The sequence below is a fragment of the Mycobacterium sp. IDUB_1 genome (assembly GCF_055419625.1).
Window position 1 is genome coordinate 651011 of sequence record NZ_JBVAYA010000002.1, and the last position, 18361, is coordinate 669371.

17 protein-coding genes and 1 pseudogene are annotated in these 18361 nt (G+C 69.0%); 11 read left to right on the forward strand and 7 right to left on the reverse strand.

What is annotated here, in order from left to right:
- From ACZYYX_RS16180 to ACZYYX_RS16190, 3 genes are all read left to right on the forward strand, one after another.
- Positions 1-465 carry a DUF2231 domain-containing protein gene (locus ACZYYX_RS16180; protein WP_463815547.1) on the forward strand — a complete coding sequence of 155 codons (465 nt, stop codon included), beginning with the start codon at positions 1-3 and terminating at the stop codon, positions 463-465.
- Between the two features lie 17 nt (positions 466-482).
- Complete coding sequence (locus ACZYYX_RS16185) at positions 483-1217, forward strand: glycoside hydrolase family 16 protein (protein WP_463815548.1); 735 nt, start codon at positions 483-485, stop codon at positions 1215-1217.
- Positions 1218-1308: 91 nt separating this feature from the next.
- The gene (locus ACZYYX_RS16190; protein ID WP_463815550.1) at positions 1309-1704 is read left to right on the forward strand and encodes a CsbD family protein; all 396 of its coding nucleotides are present in this window, start codon (positions 1309-1311) and stop codon (positions 1702-1704) included.
- A 42-nt stretch (positions 1705-1746) separates the two neighbouring features.
- Here the strand turns inward: ACZYYX_RS16190 and ACZYYX_RS16195 are convergent, their stop codons facing one another.
- Positions 1747-2295 carry a YceI family protein gene (locus ACZYYX_RS16195; RefSeq protein ID WP_463815551.1) on the reverse strand — a complete coding sequence of 183 codons (549 nt, stop codon included), beginning with the start codon at positions 2293-2295 and terminating at the stop codon, positions 1747-1749.
- A gap of 302 nt (positions 2296-2597) precedes the next feature.
- Here ACZYYX_RS16195 and fdxA point away from each other — a divergent pair, with 302 nt between their 5' ends.
- Complete coding sequence (gene fdxA, locus ACZYYX_RS16200) at positions 2598-2921, forward strand: ferredoxin (protein WP_463815552.1); 324 nt, start codon at positions 2598-2600, stop codon at positions 2919-2921.
- A 23-nt stretch (positions 2922-2944) separates the two neighbouring features.
- Positions 2945-4054: a succinyldiaminopimelate transaminase gene (dapC, locus tag ACZYYX_RS16205; protein ID WP_463815553.1), complete on the forward strand. Its 1110-nt coding sequence runs from the start codon at positions 2945-2947 to the stop codon at positions 4052-4054.
- 112 nt (positions 4055-4166) lie between these two features.
- Here the strand turns inward: dapC and ACZYYX_RS16210 are convergent, their stop codons facing one another.
- The gene (locus ACZYYX_RS16210; RefSeq protein ID WP_463815554.1) at positions 4167-5093 is read right to left on the reverse strand and encodes a LysR substrate-binding domain-containing protein; all 927 of its coding nucleotides are present in this window, start codon (positions 5091-5093) and stop codon (positions 4167-4169) included.
- Between the two features lie 69 nt (positions 5094-5162).
- On the opposite strand from ACZYYX_RS16210, the gene ACZYYX_RS16215 reads away from it, so the two are divergent.
- A complete protein-coding gene (locus ACZYYX_RS16215) occupies positions 5163-8588 on the forward strand; it encodes a bifunctional proline dehydrogenase/L-glutamate gamma-semialdehyde dehydrogenase (protein ID WP_463815555.1) in 3426 nt (1141 codons plus the stop codon).
- Between the two features lie 9 nt (positions 8589-8597).
- Here the strand turns inward: ACZYYX_RS16215 and ACZYYX_RS16220 are convergent, their stop codons facing one another.
- Complete coding sequence (locus ACZYYX_RS16220; protein ID WP_463815556.1) at positions 8598-9092, reverse strand: Rv2253 family sensor-like surface protein; 495 nt, start codon at positions 9090-9092, stop codon at positions 8598-8600.
- Between the two features lie 113 nt (positions 9093-9205).
- Positions 9206-9741: pseudogene (locus ACZYYX_RS16225) on the reverse strand (NUDIX domain-containing protein).
- A gap of 49 nt (positions 9742-9790) precedes the next feature.
- Between ACZYYX_RS16225 and ACZYYX_RS16230 the strand changes: the two are divergent.
- Positions 9791-11206, forward strand: a complete 1416-nt coding sequence (locus ACZYYX_RS16230; RefSeq protein ID WP_463815557.1) for an acyl-CoA synthetase — start codon at positions 9791-9793, stop codon at positions 11204-11206.
- A 20-nt stretch (positions 11207-11226) separates the two neighbouring features.
- Complete coding sequence (locus tag ACZYYX_RS16235) at positions 11227-11886, forward strand: M15 family metallopeptidase (RefSeq protein WP_463815558.1); 660 nt, start codon at positions 11227-11229, stop codon at positions 11884-11886.
- Between the two features lies 1 nt (position 11887).
- Here the strand turns inward: ACZYYX_RS16235 and ACZYYX_RS16240 are convergent, their stop codons facing one another.
- On the reverse strand, positions 11888-13066 hold the full coding sequence (locus ACZYYX_RS16240; RefSeq protein WP_463815559.1) for an MFS transporter: 1179 nt from the start codon (positions 13064-13066) through the stop codon (positions 11888-11890).
- 50 nt (positions 13067-13116) lie between these two features.
- Here ACZYYX_RS16240 and ACZYYX_RS16245 point away from each other — a divergent pair, with 50 nt between their 5' ends.
- A complete protein-coding gene (locus ACZYYX_RS16245; RefSeq protein ID WP_463815561.1) occupies positions 13117-14292 on the forward strand; it encodes an ROK family transcriptional regulator in 1176 nt (391 codons plus the stop codon).
- Between the two features lie 16 nt (positions 14293-14308).
- Here the strand turns inward: ACZYYX_RS16245 and ACZYYX_RS16250 are convergent, their stop codons facing one another.
- Both ACZYYX_RS16250 and dapD read right to left on the reverse strand, forming a co-directional pair.
- Positions 14309-14584 (reverse strand): DUF6480 family protein, encoded by a 276-nt coding sequence (locus ACZYYX_RS16250; RefSeq protein ID WP_463815562.1) that lies wholly within the window; start codon positions 14582-14584, stop codon positions 14309-14311.
- A 198-nt stretch (positions 14585-14782) separates the two neighbouring features.
- The gene (dapD, locus tag ACZYYX_RS16255) at positions 14783-15730 is read right to left on the reverse strand and encodes a 2,3,4,5-tetrahydropyridine-2,6-dicarboxylate N-succinyltransferase (RefSeq protein WP_463815564.1); all 948 of its coding nucleotides are present in this window, start codon (positions 15728-15730) and stop codon (positions 14783-14785) included.
- A 79-nt stretch (positions 15731-15809) separates the two neighbouring features.
- On the opposite strand from dapD, the gene ACZYYX_RS16260 reads away from it, so the two are divergent.
- Positions 15810-16709, forward strand: coding sequence for a LysR family transcriptional regulator (locus tag ACZYYX_RS16260; RefSeq protein WP_463815566.1), 900 nt, complete (start codon positions 15810-15812; stop codon positions 16707-16709).
- A gap of 105 nt (positions 16710-16814) precedes the next feature.
- The gene (locus ACZYYX_RS16265) at positions 16815-18317 is read left to right on the forward strand and encodes an APC family permease (RefSeq protein ID WP_463815567.1); all 1503 of its coding nucleotides are present in this window, start codon (positions 16815-16817) and stop codon (positions 18315-18317) included.
- The last annotated feature ends 44 nt before the right edge of the window (positions 18318-18361 follow it).

Consider the following 18361-nt stretch of genomic DNA (forward strand, 5'->3'; position numbering starts at 1 on the left):
GTGTCCACCATTGCCGGGCTGCCCGCGCATGCTCTTCTCGTCCATGCCATCGTCGTCCTCGCCCCGCTCACTGCCGGTCTCGGCATACTCTGCGCGCTATTACCTTGGGCGCGAACACGTTTCGTGTGGTTAGTAGTGGTGCTGGCCGCGGTGAACCTGGTGCTCACCCCACTGACCACGTCGGCCGGAGAATGGCTGTACAACCGGGAGGACTCGCACAGCCCGATCCTGGAACTGCACGAGGAGCGCGGCGAGACGATGATCTACTTCTCGATCGCGCTGCTGGTGATGGCGATCGCGATCGCGGTGCTGCACGTGCGTGCCGGGCGTTCGGACACGCCGCACAAGGGAATCGCGATCGGTGTGGCGGTGCTCGCGGTGGTGATCGGGGTGGCGACGACCGTGCAGGTGGTCCGCATCGGGCACGTCGGCACCGAGGCGAAGTGGGGCCTCGTCAACGAATAGTCGCTAGAGTCCGCGCCATGGGCTTCGACGAACGGTTCGCTGTCCTCGATCCCGATGTGTGGACGGCGTCCTACCTTCCCGCGTGGAGTTCGCGAGCCGCGGCGGCGGCCGCCTACACGGTGGGCGATGACGGCCTGACACTGTCGGTTCCCTTCGATCACCCGCTGTGGTGTCCTGATCTGCACGAGACGCCACTGCGGGTGTCGGCGATCCAGAGTGCGAATCGATCAGGGCCGGTGGGGTCGACCGATGCGCCGCAACCGTTCCGGGACGACCTGGTGGTGCGCGAGCAGCAGCCGACGGTGCTCGGCTTCACCCCGCATTTCGGGTCGATCGCGGTCACGTGCACCGCGGATCTCGGTGCGCGATCGATGTTCTCGGCCTGGATGGTGGGGCTGGAGGACCGCGCGGACAGGTGCGGGGAGATCTGCCTGATGGAGGTCTTCGGCGACACGATCGAGGGCGGTACCGCGCAGGTGGGGCAGGGTATTCATCGATTTCGCGATCCCGCACTGCGGGAAGACTTCTCGGCAGAGCGCCGCGACATCGACATCACCCGGTCCCACACCTACGCCGCCCACTGGCGCCCCGGATCGGTGGAGTTCACCATCGACGGTGAGGTGACGAGAACCTGCACCCAGGCGCCGGACTATCCGATGATGCTCATCCTCGGTGTCTTCGACTTCCCGGACCAACCGGGAGACGCGGGCCATGTGCCGTCGATGCGCGTCACCCGCGTGACCCATCGCTGACCGTTGTGTCGGACGTCACGGATCCCCAGCCGTTCGGTTTCGCTGTTCGCCGCCGTCTCACAGGTGACAACGTGAAATCGAAGGAGTGATCATGGGAGAGCTGACCGACAAGGCTCAGGAGATGGCAGGCCGCGCGCAGGAAGCGGTGGGCGAGGCGACCGGGAATGACGATCTGCGCGCCGATGGCGCGGCCGATCGGGTCGAGGCTGGAGCGAAGCAGAAGGTCGACGACGTGACGCAGGCGGCCGGCGAAAAGGCCTCGGAGGTCGCCGATTCCGTGCAGGACAAGGCCGGCGAGGTGAAGCACGCCGTGACCGAGAACGCACCGGAGACGTCCGTGGTCGCGCTCGCGGCAGCCGTCGGCGCCGTCGTCGTCGCGGTGTTGCTGCTGCGCCGTCGGCGCGCCTCGTCGGGCAAGCGCCACAAGGGTCGCAAGGTCGCGAAGAAGGCAGTCTCGGCCGGGCTGAAAGAAGCCATCACCCGGTGACTGAGCGGGCCGCATCGCCTCAGGCGATGCGGCCCGCGAACGTCAGGCCTGCTTGAGCGCCTCGATCTCCAGCGTGATCGTGACCTTGTCACCGACCACGGCGCCGCCCGTCTCCAGCGGCATGTCGATGTCGATGCCGAAGTCCTTGCGGTTCAGCACGACTGACGCCTCGAAACCGGCGACCTCGCCGTGTCCCATGCCGGGGTTCACCCCGTTGAACTCGAGGTCCAGTGAGATCGGCTTGGTGATGCCCTTGAGGGTGAAGTTTCCCTCGAGTACGTAGTGGTCGCCGGCCTCACGCACCGAGGTCGAGGCGAAGGTGGCGACGGGGTGGTTCTCCACGTCGAAGAAGTCGGCGGCCTTCAGGTGCGCGTCACGCTGCTCGTTGCGGGTGTTCACGGAGTCGACTGCGATCTCGGCCTGCACGGACGGGGTGCCGTCCTCGGCGACGGTGATCGTCCCGCTGAAGGTGTCGAATCCGCCGCGGACCTTGCTCACGACGAGGTGGCGTACCGAGAAGTTGACCGAGGAGTGGACGGGATCGATCGCCCAGGTACCGGTCGGCAGGGCGGTGGCAACAGAGCTGGTCATGGGAGTTCCTTCCGGACATGCGTCGGACGGTCCGACGGCGACATCCGCTGAAACGGACCGCGGTCCGAATACATTCCCGACACGTCGCGTCGACAATCGCGGAGGTCCCACGCGCGTGGTATCTGCGACGTTTAGTATCAGTAACCACGCGGAACCCCTACGGGTGTTCGGCGAAGTTAGGGCACACTGACACGCGCGGCCAACCATCGGCAGGGATACTTGCTGAGCCGGTCGCGCCGACCAGCGCGCCTACCGGGAACAGCCCACCGGACAGGTAGTTCGAGAGGACTTAGGAGAAGTTCGTGACGTACACGATTGCCGAGCCCTGCGTCGACGTCAAAGACAAGGCATGCATCGAGGAATGCCCTGTCGATTGCATCTACGAGGGCGCCCGGATGCTGTACATCCACCCCGACGAGTGCGTCGACTGCGGCGCCTGCGAGCCGGTGTGCCCGGTCGAGGCCATCTACTACGAAGACGATGTGCCGGACCAGTGGAGCAGCTACACGCAGGTCAACGCCGACTTCTTCAGCGAGCTGGGCTCGCCCGGCGGCGCATCCAAGGTCGGCCAGACCGACAACGATCCGCAGGCGGTCAAGGACCTGCCGCCGCAGGGTGAGGACTGACCTCAACGGCGGGACCCGGTCCCGTGCCTGACCTCGCCGCCCGTCGCCGTTCGGCGTCGTTACCGGTGTTCCCGTGGGACACCCTCGCCGACGTCACCGCGGCCGCGCGCGCCCATCCCGACGGCATCGTCGACCTCTCGGTGGGCACGCCCGTCGACCCGGTTGCTCCGATCATCCGCGAGGCACTCGCGGCCGCCAGCGCGGCGCCCGGCTACCCGACCACCGCGGGCACGGCCGCGCTGCGCGAATCGGCGGTCGCGGCGCTCGCCCGGCGGTACGGCGTCACCGGGCTCGACCCCGCCGCGGTGCTCCCGGTGATCGGCACCAAAGAACTGATCGCGTGGCTGCCGACCCTGCTCGGTATCGGTCCCTCCGACACCGTCGTCGTGCCCGAATTGGCCTACCCCACCTACGAGGTCGGCTCCCTTCTGGCCGGCGCGGCTGTGGTCCGGGCCGACTCGCTGACGCAGCTGGGGCCGCAGGTTCCCGCGCTGGTGTTCCTGAACTCGCCCAGTAACCCGACCGGGAAGGTGCTCGGCGTCGAGCATCTGCGCAAGGTCGTCGGCTGGGCGCGCGAACGCGGCGTTCTGATCGCCTCCGACGAGTGCTACCTCGGGTTGAGTTGGGACGCGGCGCCGCTGTCGGTGCTGCATCCCGACGTCTGCGACGGTGACCACACCGGGTTGCTGGCCATCCATTCGCTGTCGAAGACGTCGTCGCTGGCCGGCTATCGCGCCGGTTTCGTCGCCGGCGATCCGGCGGTGGTCGCCGAGCTGCTCGCGGTGCGCAAGCATGCCGGGATGATGGTGCCGACGCCGGTGCAGGCCGCGATGGTGGCCGCGCTGGACGACGACGCGCACGAGGCTGAGCAGCGTGCCCGCTACGAGCACCGGCGCGGGTTGCTGCTGCCGGCGCTGCGCTCGGCCGGATTCACGGTCGACCACTCCGAGGCGGGGCTCTACCTGTGGGCCACCCGCGACGAGCCGGGCCGCGACACGGTCGCGTGGCTGGCCGAGCGCGGCATCCTCGTCGCACCCGGCGAGTTCTACGGCCCCCGCGGCACCCGGCACGTGCGGGTGGCGTTGACGGCGACCGACGAGCGGATCACCGCCGCGGCCGCCCGGCTCGCCTGACGTCCTGCCGCGAGCTCCCGGGGCTCAGGTCCCTGTGGCGAACAGACGCGAACTCGCGCGCGCCACGCCGAAAGTGCGCGAGTTCGCGTCTGCTCGCGGAAGAAAATCGCGGTCAAGAAAGCGTGAGCTCTGCCGGCGCGACCGAGGCGAGTGCCTCGCGGCAGGCGCGGATCGCCGGGGTGCGGCTGAGCGTGGTCCTGGTCGCGGTGAACACGGTGCGCCGGCGGGCGTCGACGTCGATGACGCGGACGTCCGGGCGGCGTCGCACCCGCATCAGATCCGGCAGGATCGCCACCGCGTTCCCGCTCTCGATCAGCGCGATCTGCGCTTCCAGGTCGTCGGTCTCGAAGCGGACGTCGGGCTCGAATCCGGCTCGGCGGCACAGCTGTTCGGCCCAGTGCCGGGATGCGGTGCCGGCAGGTTCCATGGTCCAGGGCAGCTCGGCCGCGTCGGCCACGGTGCGCACCCGCTCCCACCGCTCACCGGTCGTGGGCACGGCGAGCCGAAGTAGATCAGACGTCAGCGGCTCGCGATCCAGGTCGGGATAGACCCGCGCCGCGTGCCCGGGGTACTCCTCGGCGATCACCAGATCGAACTCCCGCAGCCACGTCTCGTAGAGCGCCTGTTCCGGTTCGCGCTGCGACATCGTCACACGCAGACGCGGATGACGGGACGCCAGCTCCGTGAGCATCTGCGGCATGAACGCCGAGGCGGCGGACTGGAACACGGCGAGACGCACCGTCCCGGAGGCCTCGCCACTGCGCGCCGCGACCTCGCTCGCAGCCAGCTCGAGCCGGTCCAGGATCGCCGCGGTGTGCTCGACGAGCACTTCGGCGGCCGGGGTGAGCCGCACCCGCCGGCCGACCTTCTCCAGCAGGGGCACCCCGACGTCGTGCTCCAGCCGGGCGAGGGCTTGGGACACCGACGACGGACTCTGGTGCAGCGCCTCGGCGACGCCGGCGATGGTGCCGCGCACACTCAGCTCCCGCAGCAGGCGCAAGCGGCGGGTGTCGAGCAGATCCGGGCGCCGAATAGTCACTTCTGCTTACGCTTTACCTTCACAAATCATCGCTTTATTTTAGGCTTCGTCGGCCGGGATCATGGAGACATGACACTCATCGACCGTGACGCCGACGTGCTGACCGACGTCGAGACCCTCGTCCGCGGCTGGCTCGACGATGCCGCAGGGCGGCGGGACACCGCGGCGGCCCGCCGGCTCGCCGACGTGCTCCGCGACCCCGCCGGGCTCGACTTCACCGTCGGCTTCGTCGACCGGGTGATCCGCCCCGACGACCACCGCGTCGCAGCCGCCAACCTCCGCGATCTCGCGCGCAGCGCCCCGGGCTTCCTGCCGTGGCACCTGCGCCGCCTGATCTCGCTGGGCGCGGCACTGTCGCTCGTCGTCCCCGGACTGGTCATCCCGATCGCTCGCAGGGCGTTGCGGGAGATGGTCGGCCACCTGCTCGTCGACGCCACCGACCGGCGCCTCGGCCCGTCCATCGCCCGCATCCGCGACCGCGGGGTGAGGCTCAACATCAACCTGCTGGGTGAAGCGGTTCTCGGCCAGGGAGAAGCGCAGCGCCGCCTCGACGGCACCGAACGACTTCTCGCGCGTCCAGACGTCGACTACGTCTCGATCAAGGTCTCGGCAACCGTGCCGCCTCATTCCCCGTGGGCGTTCGACGAGGCGGTCGACCACGTCGAACGCAGCCTGCTTCCGCTGTTCACGCTCGCGGCCACCTCGCCGACGTCGAAGTTCATCAACCTCGACATGGAGGAGTACCGCGACCTCGAGATGACGATCGCGGTGTTCACCCGGTTGCTGGACCGTCCCGAACTCCTGCATCTCGAGGCGGGGATCGTGCTGCAGGCCTATCTGCCCGACGCCCTCTCGGCGATGATGCGGCTGCAGGACTGGGCCAGTGCCCGCCGACAGCGCGGCGGGGCAGGCATCAAGGTTCGTCTGGTGAAGGGCGCCAACCTGCCGATGGAACACGTGGAGGCCGACCTGCACGGGTGGGCCGTGGCGACGTGGCCCACCAAGCAAGACACCGACACCAACTACAAGCGGGTCCTCGACTACGCCCTGCACCCCGAGCATGCGGCGAACGTGCGCATCGGGGTGGCCGGCCACAACCTGTTCGACATCGCCTACGCGTGGGTGCTGGCAGGGCGGCGCGGGGTCCGGGACCGCATCGACTTCGAGATGCTGCTGGGCATGGCCGAAGCTCAGGCCGAAGCGGTCCGCCGCACCGTCGGGGGCCTGCTGCTGTACGTGCCGGTGGTGCACCCGAAGGACTTCGACGCCGCGATCGCCTACCTGGTGCGACGGCTCGAAGAAGGCGCGAGCCAGGAGAATTTCATGTCGGCGGTGTTCGACCTGCACGACGAGCGGTCCCTGTACGAGCGGGAGAGGGACCGGTTCGTGGCCTCGTTGGCCGCCCTCGACACTCAGGTGCCACTGCCCAATCGCCGTCAGGACCGCCGCACCGACGACCCGGAGGGGGCGGTGCACCCGGTGTTCGCCAACGTCGCCGACACCGATCCCTCGCTGCCGGGCAACCGGGCCTGGGGCCGGGCGATCACCGAGCGGATCGCGCAGTCCGCGGCTGGGCTGGCGCTGGTCGACGAGCACACGGTGACCGGTGCCGATCACCTCGAGACGGTGATCGCCGACGGTGTCGCCGCCGGCAGTGCATGGTCGGCGCAGTCGGGTGCACACCGGGCGGCGATCCTGCGGCGTGCCGCCGGCACCCTGGAAGCCGCCCGCGCGCGGCTGCTCGAGGTGATGGCCGCCGAGACCGGCAAGACCCTCGACCAGGGCGATCCGGAGGTCTCAGAGGCCATCGACTTCGCGAATTACTATGCCCACCTTGCCGAAACCCTCGACGACGTCGACGGCGCCACCGCTGTCCCGGTCGGACTGACCGTCGTGACGCCGCCGTGGAACTTCCCGGTCGCGATCCCGGCAGGCTCGACGTTGGCGGCGCTGGCGGCCGGTAGCGCGGTGATCATCAAGCCGGCCACGCAGGCGCGCCGGTGCGGATCGGTGATGGTGCAGGCGCTGTGGGACGCCGGCGTCCCGCGCGACGTGCTGCAGCTCGTCCACGTCGACGAGAGCGAACTCGGTTCGCAGTTGGTCTCCGATCCGCGGGTCGGTCGGTTGATCCTCACGGGTGCGTTCGACACGGCGGCCCTGTTCCGTCGGCTGCGGCCGGAGCTGCCGCTGCTCGCCGAGACCAGCGGCAAGAACGCGATGGTGATCACCCCGCATGCCGACATCGACTTGGCCGTCAAGGATCTGGTGGCCTCGGCGTTCGGCCATGCCGGCCAGAAGTGCTCGGCCGCATCGTTGGCGATCCTGGTCGGCTCCACCGCGAACTCCGCGCGGTTGCGTAATCAGCTCGTCGACGCGGTCACCTCGCTGACGGTCGGGTACCCCTCTGACCCCACCGCGCAGATGGGTCCGGTGATCGAGCCTGCTGATGGAAAACTGTTGCACGCCTTGACCACTCTGGGTCCGGGGGAGCAGTGGCTCGTCGAGCCGCGCCGGCTCGACGACACCGGCCGGCTCTGGTCGCCCGGGGTGAAGACCGGGGTGCGTCGTGGCTCGGAATATCACCTGACCGAATACTTCGGTCCCGTACTGGGTCTCATGGAAGCCGCCGACCTGGACGAGGCGATTGCCATCCAGAACGAGGTGGACTACGGTCTGACCGCCGGACTGCATTCCCTCGACCGTGCCGAGATCGAACGCTGGATCGACACGGTCGAGGCCGGCAATGCCTACGTCAACCGGTCGACGGTCGGTGCGATCGTGCGACGGCAACCGTTCGGCGGGTGGAAGAAGTCCGCGGTCGGCGCCGGCACCAAGGCCGGCGGGCCGAACTACCTGATCGGGCTGACCGACTGGCAGACCGCACCCGCGACACGCGGCACGGCTCTGACGCCTGTGTTGGACGACTTCCTGAGTGCTGCAGCAGATCTCGGTGTGAACCGCGATGTCCTGCAACGGTCCCTGGCTTCCGATGCGCTGGCCTGGGAGCAGGAGTTCGGTGTGGCCCGCGACGTGACAGGTCTTGCGGCAGAGAAGAACGTCCTGCGCTATCGGCCCGTGCCGGTGACGGTGCGCGCGGAAGACGACTCGACCGTGGCGCTGCTGCGCGTCGTCGCTGCAGGTGTGCTGGCGCGCAGCCATGTCACCGTCTCGACCCCTTCGCCGCTGGAGCCGGCGGTGGCCGGGCTGCTGCACGCCCACGGCGTGACCTGTCGCGCCGAGGACGCCGACGCCTGGCGAACGAGGTTGCGCAGTAAGAGTATTGACCAAGCTCCTGCCCGCGTCCGGCTCCTGGGGGGCACGCGTGAAGCGTTCGCCGCAGCCAGCGACGGCAGGGCCGACATCGCGCTGTACGCACAACCGGTGGTCGAAGCGGGGCGGGTCGAGATGCTGACGTTCCTGCGCGAACAGGCGGTCTCGGTCACCGCGCACCGGTTCGGTTCGCCCACGGCGCTCGTGGACGGCCTGTTGGCCTAGGCCGGGCACTCAGGCCGGGTACGCCGCGACCGGCATGATCACGGTGCCCTTGCAGACGCCCTCGAGGATCTCGGTGCGCCAGCTGCCGTACATCGAACCGTCCAACGTCGGTGCGTAGAACACCAGTGAGCGGGCGGGCACGTACTCGCGGGGCACATCGTCGCCGCGGTAGCACTCCCACTGCCAGTTGTAGTTGAACACCCACTGCTTGCCGTCCCACGTGTAGCGGCTCGGCTGCGGCACCGTCGGATTGCTCGGGGCCGGACCGTCATTCGCCGTCGCCACGCATGTGCCCGCGCAGGACGTGTTGAACGTGTACTGGGCGCGGAAGTCAGGCTCCGGCTGGCGGGCGGCGATGCTGGTGCCCAGCTTGTTCGACGCGAACGTGATCACCGTGTAGGGCCCGGACCAGTCGGGGAGGGAGGCCGTTGCCGTGGCGGCGGGATGGACGCACGCGGCGGCGACGAGCAACGCTGACGCGCAGGCGGTCCGTCGGGCAGACATGGTCCCTCACAGTAATTTTCCAGTTACTTGTGAACGGTATCTCCGCGCACCGACACTCATCCCCGCCGACACGGGCACGGTTGCGTCACGGCTTGATCTCGTCCGCGGGCTCGTCACCCGCCGGCGAGCAGCATCAACGTCCACGCCGCCATCGACTGCGCATCGGTGATGACGCCGTCGCGCATCATCTGCTCGACATCGGCGCGCGCAAACCACGCGCTGCGCATGTCCTGTCCTCGTGTTCACGCTCGTGCGGACCCTCGGTGATGCCCGTGGCCAGGAACACCCGGCCGCGCTGGCTGCTCATCCCCGGCGCGACGTCGAGCAGGCCGAGTTCGGTCAGCGTCTGCGCTGTCAGACCCGTCTCCTCACGGAGCTCGCGGGCGGCCAGTTCGGCCGGCTCGAGGTGGGCGCGGTCCGGGGCGGTTCCCTGCGGGAACTCCCAGCGCCGCAATCCCAGTGGGTAGCGGAACTGCTCGACGAGGTGGAACCGGTCACCATCGCGCGGGATCACCAGCGCGTAGGTGGGCTTGTCGACGACGGCATAGATCCCGCGGCTGCCGTCGGGGCGCGCGATGTCGTCCTCGCGGATCGTCAACCAGTTGTTCTGATAGATCTCGCGTGACGCGAGCGCCCGGATCGGCTCCATGGCCCCAGTATCGCCGAGTAGGTCAGGCCCGGCCGGGTAGCCTCAGTGGGTGCTGCTGGCCTCTCTGAACCCTGCCGCGGTGGCTGCCGGAGCCGATATCGACGACGCGGTGCGGATCGACGGCGTGACGCTGAGCCGAAGCGACCTCGTCGGCGCAGCCACTTCGGTCGCCGAACGCGTCGCAGGTGCTACGACGGTTGCCGTGCTCGCCCGGCCGACCGCCGCCACCGTGCTGGCCGTCGTCGGCGCGCTGATCGCCGGCGTGCCCGTGGTCCCGGTGCCCGCCGACGTGGGCGCTGCCGAGCGCCGCCACATCCTCAGCGATTCCGGTGCCCAGGCCTGGCTGGGGGAGCTGCCCGAGGACACCGGGGGCCTGCCGCACATTCCCGTGCGGATGCACGCCCGGTCCTGGCACCGCTACGCCGAACCCCCCGCGGACGCGACGGCGCTGATCATCTACACCTCGGGCACCACCGGAGCGCCCAAAGGCGTGCTGGTCAGTCGCCGGGCGATCGCGGCCGACATCGACATGCTCGCCGCGGCCTGGGAGTGGACGGCCGAGGACACGCTGGTGCACGGGCTGCCGCTGTACCACGTGCACGGGCTCGTGCTCGGCCTGCTCGGCTCGCTGCGCATCGGCAATCGCTTCGTCCACACCGGCAAGCCGTCGCCGCAGAACTACGCGCAGGCGGTGTCCGCCGGCGGCACCCTGGTGTTCGGGGTGCCCACGGTGTGGTCCCGCATCGTCGACGACGGCGACGCCGCCCGGGCGATGACGCCGGCGCGACTGCTGGTGTCGGGGAGTGCGGCGCTGCCGGTGCCGGTGTTCGACGGGCTGGCCGAGCTCAGCGGCCACCAGGCGGTGGAACGGTACGGAAGTACCGAATCGCTGATCACGTTGAGCACGTTGGCATCCGGCGAACGCAGGCCGGGGTGGGTGGGTCTTCCGCTGGACGGCGTGAACACGAAGATCGTCGCCGAGGACGGGACGATCGCCCCCCACGACGGTGAGACGATCGGCGCGCTGTATCTGCAGAGCCCCACACTGTTCGACGGGTACCTGAACCGGCCCGACGCCACGGCGGAGGTGCTCGGCGACGACGGTTGGTACCACACCGGCGACGTCGCGGTGATCGACGCGGCAGGTATGCACCGCATCGTGGGCCGCGAATCGGTCGACCTCATCAAGAGTGGGGGCTTCCGTATCGGTGCCGGCGAGATCGAGACCGTGCTGCTCGCGCATGCCGGGGTGAGTGAAGTCGCGGTCGTCGGGGCGCCGGATGCCGATCTCGGGCAACGGATCGTCGCATTCGTGGTCGGCGACGCTTCACCTGATGAGCTGATCGAGCATGTCGCGCAGGAGCTTTCGGTGCACAAGCGGCCGCGGGAGGTGCGCATCGTCGATGCATTGCCCCGCAACGGCATGGGCAAGGTGCTGAAAAAGCAACTGCTGCAGGAGTTCTGATGTCGGTCCGGCGAGGGAGCGTGTCTGCACGCAACACGCCGCGCTCATCTGGCAGAACACGCGCGCTCGCGGCGATCGGGTGCGCGCTGACCGTCGCGGCCTGTGCTTACGCGCCCCAGCAGTCACCGCCGTCGCAGCCGCAGGTCATGCTCGTCCAGACCAGCATCGTCGCGCCCCCGCCACCCGAACCCGCCGCGCCACCCCCGCCCGTCGAACCGCTGTCCATCGGGTCGGCGGCCGTCGACACCACGGGCGGCTGGTTGCCCGACGGCACCACGCTGTCACCGTTCGACACCGCCAACCCGATTCTCTCGCAGATGAATCCGGCTCTCGTGCGGGCCGTTCAGGACGCCACGCGGGCTGCGCAGCCGGCGGGTATCGACATCCGCATCACCTCGGGCTGGCGCTCGAAAGGCTTCCAACAGCGGCTGTTCGACGACGCGGTACGCAGCTACGGCAGTGTGGCAGCCGCGGCGCAGTTCGTGGCCACGCCGGAGGTGTCCCGTCACGTCCAGGGCGAAGCGGTCGACATCGGGCCGCCCGCGGCCGATGAATGGCTCATCGCCAACGGCAAGCAGTTCGGACTATGCCAGATCTATGCCAACGAGATCTGGCACTTCGAGTTGGCCGTCGACGCGCAGGGTAACTGCCCGCCGCTGCGGCCCAACGCCGCCGGCTGAACTAGGGCTGAGCCGGAAAGGCTTTGCGCGACACCGCGGCAATGACCGTTCCGCAGATGATCAAGGCCACCGCGACCCACGGCAGCGCCCCCAGCCCGGCCCGGTCCAGCAGCATCGCACCCAGCGCGGATCCACCGGCGATCCCCACGTTGGCCGTCGCGTTGACCCATGCCCCGGCACGTTCCGGCGACACCGCGTGGGTGCGCACCGCGCAGGCCTGATAGATCGATGGAACCCCGCCGAACGCGGCGCACCACAGCGCCGTCGCGCCGAGGACAGCCACCAGCGCCGGCCAGCCGAGTCCGAGCAGCACCACGGCCGCCACGGTGGCCAGCAGCAGGATCAGGGTGGTGCGGCGGGGATTGCGATCGAGTCCCTTGCCGGCGTACCAGAGTCCGATCAGCCCGCACGCGCCGCAGCCGAGCAGTATCGGTCCGATGAACGCCGGCCCGACGCCGCTGGACAGCAGCAGCAGGCTGATGAAGGTGTAGGCACTGAAGTGGCCGACGAAGACCACCAGGTTGGACGCGGACACGGCGGCGAGCATGCCGCGGCGCCCGGGCTCGGGCTTGCTGGTCGGCAGGGTGTTGGCCACCGCCGGGAGCACGACACCGACGAGCACGAACGTCGCGACCGACGCCACCGCCAGTGCGATGAACGAGGCGCGCCAACCGGCCGCCGCCCCGAGCGAGGTCAGCAGCGGCACGCCCAGCACCAGGCCGGCGGAGACACCGCTGCCGGCGATCGCCAGCGCCCGGCCCACCTGCGCACGTGACACCAGCCGCGGGGTGTAGCCGATCAACAACGCGAAGAACAGTGCGTGGGTGAGGCCGCCGACGGCGCGGCCGACGGCGACGACGGCGAAGGTGGGGGCGAGTGCGACCACTGTGTTGCTCACCACATAGCCGGCGATCGTGGTCATCAGGAGCGGTTTACGGGGGAACTGGGAGGTGGCCATCGTCAGCGGTACGGCGAACACCGCCACCATCACCGCGTAGAGCCCTACGAGAAGGCCGGTGGTCGACGCGGAGACGCCGAACGCCGAGCCCAGGTCGGGGAGCAGCCCCACCGGCAGCATCTCGGTGGTGACCGCGAGTGCCGAGGCCAATGCCAGCGAGAGCAGGGCGGGCAGGGCGTCGCGCAGACCGCGCGTCGTGTCCTGGTCGGCTGTCAGAGTCACGTGTGCTTAATATACTCGGAAGCCGAGTTTATTCAAAAGGAGTATCGCGCATGGTCTCTGCGCACGCCGAACGGTTGCGTTGGCTCACCGCCGCGCAGCTCCTCGCGGTGATGCGGGACGAACGCGGGATCACGCGCGCCGCCGCAGCGGCGCGTCTCGGCATCGGCAGCGGCAGCGCCAGCGAGTTGGCCGCGCGGTTGCGGAAGGCCCGCCTGCTCGACGAGGCCCCCGCGGCGGCGCAGGGGCGTGGCCGCCCGACCGCGGTGCTGGCCGCCCACCCCGAGGGCCCGCTGATCCTGGCGGCTGACCTGGGGGCTGCCGATTGGCGGCTGGCGGTCGCCGGTGTGGACGGCCGCCCTGAGATCGTCGCGCACGAGGCCTATGCCGGTGACGATCTCGGCGGTGCGTTGACAGCGATGTCGCGCGCGATCGGCGTGGCGTATCGCCGGCACGCCGATCGTGTTGCGGCGCTCTCGGTGTCGGTGGCAGGCACGGTCAGCGAGGCCAGGCTCGTCCAGTTCACCGCCCGGGGTTCGCGAGATGTCGACCTCGCGGTCCTGACCGCGAGGATCCCACGACGGGTGGCCGTGCTGCTCGGCAACGACGCAACCCTGGCGGGGTTGGCCGAGGCCCGCACCGGTGCTGCGCGCGGCGTGACGACGGCACTGCATCTGATGGTCGCGAAGGGCATCGGCGGGGCGCTGGTGGTCAACGGTGATCCGGTCGCAGGCGCGCACGGAGCGGCGGGGGAGTACGGCCACATTCCGTTCGGAGACCTCGACCGCGAGTGCCCGTGCGGGGCGCGGGGCTGCTGGGATCTGACCGTGGACGGCCGGGCGCTGGCGCGTCACCTCGGCGAGCCGGAGCCCGCCGATCCGGTGGGTTATGTCCGTGTCCTCACCGCACATCGGGACGCGTTGTCTCACAAAGCGTTCGAGCGGGTGGCGACGTCTCTGGGCCGTGGCATCGGAGCACTGGTCAATCTGCACGACCCGCAGGTCGTGACGCTCGGCGGGGTAGCCGCCTTGGTGCGCGCACAGGCCGGCGATGCGTTCGACGCTGCCTTCCGTGACGGGCTGATGGCGTTCCGGAAGGCGTCGCCGCCTGCGGTCCGCGATGCCCAGCACGGCGAGGACGGGCCGCTGCAGGGCGCTGTGATCGCGGGACTCGACCATGTGACGACGCCGGACGCGCTGGCGGCGTGGGTGGACCGGCGGGGCGCCTGACCTTACGCGCGCCGGTTCACCACCGGTCCATCAGTCCGAACACCTGCAATCCGTAGACGACCGCGACGATGAGAAAGAGAACGGCGATGAGTGCGGCGGCGGCCATGCCCGCGATCGCCACCGGTGTGAACCGGCGTTTGGGCGGCGGGTCCTGGTTCGCCGACGCCGACAGAGAACCCGAATCTGGCGGCGTATCGCCCGGCTGGACACTGCCGCCCTCAGCGAGGCCGGTCGTGTCGCTGGGGTCCGGGTCGGGAGGAAGCGCTGTCTCGTGCTCGCCGCTCGCCGCCATGGGTGACTCCTGTCGACGTGGTTTCGAAGACAATCCCCACGCGCCGGGGGTGGTAAACGGATTCCCGTGGCTGCGGCGTGTTCGTCAGAGTTCGGTCACGGGCGCCCGATGCGCGCTCGCGCGCGCCGAGCGCGCGGAGACTGCCAGCGCGCGCGGCGTGTCGACGTACAAACACGAGCGCTCGCCGAACTGGCGGGACTAGTTGGCGTGCAGGGCGTCGTTCAGCGTGATGCCGGTGCCATCGCGCTTGACGACTTCGACCGCGCCTGTCACCGAATTACGCCGGAACAGAAGGTTGTTCGCGCCCGAGAGTTCACGAGCCTTGACCGTCTTCCCGTCCGCGGTGGTGACCTTGGTGCCTGCGGTGACGTAGAGCCCGGCCTCGATCACGCAGTCGTCGCCCAGCGAGATGCCCAGGCCCGCATTGGCGCCCAGCAGGCAACGCTTCCCGACCGAGATCACCTGCGTGCCACCACCGGAGAGAGTGCCCATGATCGACGCGCCGCCACCGACATCGGAGCCGTCGCCGACCACCACGCCTGCCGAGATGCGGCCCTCGACCATCGAGCTGCCCAGCGTGCCGGCGTTGTAGTTCACGAAGCCCTCGTGCATGACCGTCGTCCCGGACGCCAGGTGCGCACCGAGGCGCACCCGATCCGCGTCGGCGATCCGCACCCCGGCCGGCATCACGTAATCCACCATCCGGGGGAACTTGTCCACGCCGTAAACGGTGACGGGGCCACGGCGACGCAACCGGGCTCGTACTATCTCGAATCCCTCAATGGCGCATGGCCCGTAGTTGGTCCACACGACGTTGGTGAGCACGCCGAAGAATCCGTCGGCGTTGAGCCCATGCGGCGCCACCAGTCGGTGCGAGAGCAGGTGCAGACGCAGGTAGGCGTCATAGGCGTCGACGGCCTTGTCCTCCAGCGACCCGATCGTGGTGCGCACCAGCACCGTCTCGACGTCGCGGTCGTCATCGCGGCCGGCGAGTTCGGCCAGTTCGGCGGGCACCTCGGCCACCGACAGCCGCACGGTCCCCGAGTCTGCCTCGGTCGAAAGCTCGGGCGCGGGGAACCACACGTCGAGAACGGATCCGTCGGCCGCGATCGTCGCCACACCGATACCTGATGCTCCTGAAGTCACGGTGCTTCAGGCTACCGGTGCGCCTAGCATCGCCTCACAGGTCCCGACCCTGACGAGGAGGCGCACCACGAGCACCGACGTGACGTTGCGCCAGCTGCGGTACTTCGCCGTCCTCGGCCAGGAACTGAACTATCGGCGCGCAGCCGAGAAGCTGTTCATCACCCAGCCCGCGCTGTCCACCGCGATCAAGCAACTCGAACAGAACTTCGGCGTCGTGCTGTTCCGGCGCAACACCCGCGAGGTCGCGCTCACCGATCTCGGCGCGGCCTGGCTGCCCCAGGTGCAGCAGGCGCTGTCCGGTGTGGACGCTGTCGTCGACAACCTCGTCATGCTCTCGGGCACCCGCCGCGGCGTGCTGCGGGTCGGCTACCTCATCGGCACCGGCGCCGATCTGCTATTCCGCCTGGTGCGCCGCTTCGAGGCCGCCTACCCCGACGTCACGGTCGAACCCATCGAGTTCGACTTCGCGGACCCGACGGCGGGCCTCGCCGAGGGCACCACCGAAGTGGCGATCATTCGTCCGCCGGTCGACCTGCCTGAGCACCGCATGCTGATGCTGGATTCCGAGTCGTGGGTGGCCTGCCTGCCTCGCGACCATCGACTCTCGGGGCGCGCCGAGGTCTCGGTCATGGAGCTGCTCGACGATCCGATCGTGTGCGCGCCGCTGACAGCGGGCACGTGGCGCGACTATTGGCTGGCGATGGACGTGCGGGGCAACCGCCCGCCGACCATCGCCGCGGTGGCCGCCACCTACGAGGCCGAGACGACGGCGATCGCGCGCGGGCTCGGGATCAGCTTCACGACGTCGTCGGTGGCCAGGTTCTACGACCGGCCTGGCATCGCCTACGTCCCGATCAGTGACCGGCCGCCCAGCCACACCGCACTCGCCTGGAACCCCGGCAACCTGACGCCCCAGGCCGACGCCCTCGTCCGGTTGGTGGCCGAACAGTGGAGCACCGGGGAACCCGAACCGGAGTGATAAGCGCAGTTTATGACGAGATCAAAACATCGAACTTCCGGTGACGCCGAGATGGCGGAAGTCTGTCCTGGAGTGTCCATCCCCCCAGCGTGACCTGGAGTGACCATGACCGACGCAGTCATCCGCCCTACTCATTCATCCCCACCCGAGACGAACACCGAAGACGCGGTGCTCGCCGAACTCGGCTACACCCAGAAGCTGGACCGCTCGGTCGGCACGCTGGCATCGTTCGCGATCGGGTTCGCGACGATCAGCGCCACCACCGCGGTGTTCACCGGCTTCGGCGCCGGCTACTTCACCGCCGGCGCACCGTTCGTGTGGACGCTGCTGCTGGCCGGCGCGGTGTTCACGCTGTGGACGTTCATCGCCGCCGATCTGACGGCCAAGCTGCCGCTGGCCGGCTACTCCTATCAGTGGATCAGCCGGATCAACGGGCCCAATCTCGCGTGGTTCACCGGCGTCATCGCGCTGTTGGGCTGGGTCTGCGGCATGACCGGCGTCGGCTTCATCCTGTCGGGGTACCTCGGCGGGTTGTTCGGCTGGAGCATGAGCCAGAGCGCGCAGATCCTGCTGGCCATCGCGGTGGTCTTCGTGTGCGTGCTCATCAACATCTACGGCGTTCGGTTCGCGACGATGGTCAACAACATCGGCGTCAGCCTCGAACTCGTCATCACCGTCGGCGCCACGGCACTGATCGCGATCATCGCGTTCTCCTCGCCGGAGAACCACCAGCCGATCTCGACACTGTTCACCGGCGGGCAGTCCGGCGACAAGGACTCCTACATGCTGGCCTGGCTCGCCGCCGCGCTGGGACCGTTCTTCGGCCTGATCGGAGTCGAATCGGGGGCCGATGTCGCCGAGGAGACCAAGAACGCCCGCCGGGTGGTGCCCAAGACCATGTTCTACGCCCTCATCACCTCGATCGTCATCGAATTCCTGATGTACGTGGTGTACGTGCTGGCCATCAAGGACACCGCTGCGGTCGAGGCGAATTCGGCCGCGCCGATCGAAGAGATCATCACCCAGCAGGCCGGTCCCGTCGTCACCAAGATCGTGGTGGCCGTGGCACTGACCAACATCCTGGCCTGTCTGCTGGCCAACATGCTGGTGGCCACTCGGCTCACGTACTCGATGGCCCGCGACAACATGCTCCCGTTCTCCCACGTGTGGCGCCACGTGTCGCCCAAGAGCAAGACCCCGACCTACGCCGTGCTCGGGTTGGGTTGCCTGTCAACGGCTCTCCTGCTCTCGGCGCTGGTCAACGAAAAGGCGTTCAACTACATCATCGGCATCGCATCGCTGCTGTTCTTCTTCGTCTACATCCTGCAGACCATCGGGCTGATCGTCGGCTACCGGCGCGGCACGATCCCCGCGGGTGAGCCCGGCACCTTCGACCTCGGCCGCTTCCGGCTCCCGCTCTACGTGACGGCGCTCGTGGTGTTCCTCGCCGTCGCGGTAGCCCTGCTCTTCCTCCCGCAGTTCACCAGCAACAAGTGGGTGTTCCTCGGCATCGTCGCCGTCGCGGCGCTGTGGTGGGCCACCGGCCTGAAATCGCGCCTGGCGCGCGGTGACGCGGGTGCGACGTTCGCCAAGACCCACAATCTCTGAGCGCCACCCCTGATAACCGAAAGGCATTGCTTCCCATGACTGTT